Genomic DNA, 1,058 nt, shown 5'->3' with positions numbered 1-1,058 from the left:
GCACCAACGGTACGGCCGCCTTCACGGATTGCGAAACGCAAGCCGTCGTCCATCGCGATCGGGTGGATCAGGGTAACAACCATTTTGATGTTGTCGCCCGGCATTACCATTTCAACGCCTTCCGGCAGTTCGATGGTGCCCGTTACGTCAGTAGTACGGAAGTAGAACTGAGGACGGTAGCCTTTGAAGAACGGCGTATGACGGCCACCTTCATCTTTGCTCAGGATATACACTTCAGATTCGAACTTGGTGTGCGGCTTGATGGAGCCCGGCTTAGCCAGTACCTGACCACGTTCGATTTCTTCACGTTTGATACCACGCAGCAGAACACCAACGTTCTCACCCGCACGGCCTTCGTCCAGCAGTTTGCGGAACATTTCAACGCCAGTACAAGTTGATTTAGCAGTATCTTTGATACCCACGATTTCAACTTCTTCACCCACTTTAACGATACCGCGCTCTACACGACCGGTAACTACAGTACCACGACCGGAGATGGAGAATACGTCTTCGATAGGCAGCAGGAACGGACGGTCAATCGCACGCTCTGGTTCTGGGATGTAGGAATCCAGGTAGCCAGCCAGTTCGATGATTTTTGCTTCCCACTCAGCGTCGCCTTCCAGTGCTTTCAGCGCTGAACCACGAACGATCGGGGTATCATCACCCGGGAAGTCGTACTGAGACAGCAGCTCACGTACTTCCATTTCAACCAGTTCCAGCAGCTCTTCGTCATCAACCATGTCACATTTGTTCAGGAACACGATGATGTACGGAACGCCTACCTGACGACCCAGCAGGATGTGCTCACGAGTCTGCGGCATCGGGCCGTCAGTCGCAGCAACTACCAGGATCGCGCCGTCCATCTGGGCAGCACCGGTGATCATGTTTTTCACGTAGTCGGCGTGTCCCGGGCAGTCAACGTGTGCGTAGTGACGGGTCGGGGTGTCGTATTCAACGTGAGACGTGTTGATGGTGATACCACGTGCTTTTTCTTCCGGCGCGTTATCGATCTGATCGAATGCGCGCGCGCTACCGCCGTAGGTTTTAGCCAGTACGGT

1 protein-coding gene is annotated in these 1,058 nt (G+C 54.2%); it reads right to left on the bottom strand.

The annotated features are described in order from the left end of the window. Positions 1-1,058: elongation factor Tu (gene tuf / locus ACTBDZ_RS18055; RefSeq protein WP_438816301.1), on the bottom strand; the 1,058-nt coding region annotated here is incomplete at both ends.

The sequence above is a fragment of the Symbiopectobacterium sp. genome, assembly GCF_051710365.1.
Lineage (GTDB): Bacteria > Pseudomonadota > Gammaproteobacteria > Enterobacterales > Enterobacteriaceae > Symbiopectobacterium.
Note: the sequence above shows the minus strand (reverse complement) of the source record. Positions and strands in the feature narration are given on the sequence as shown.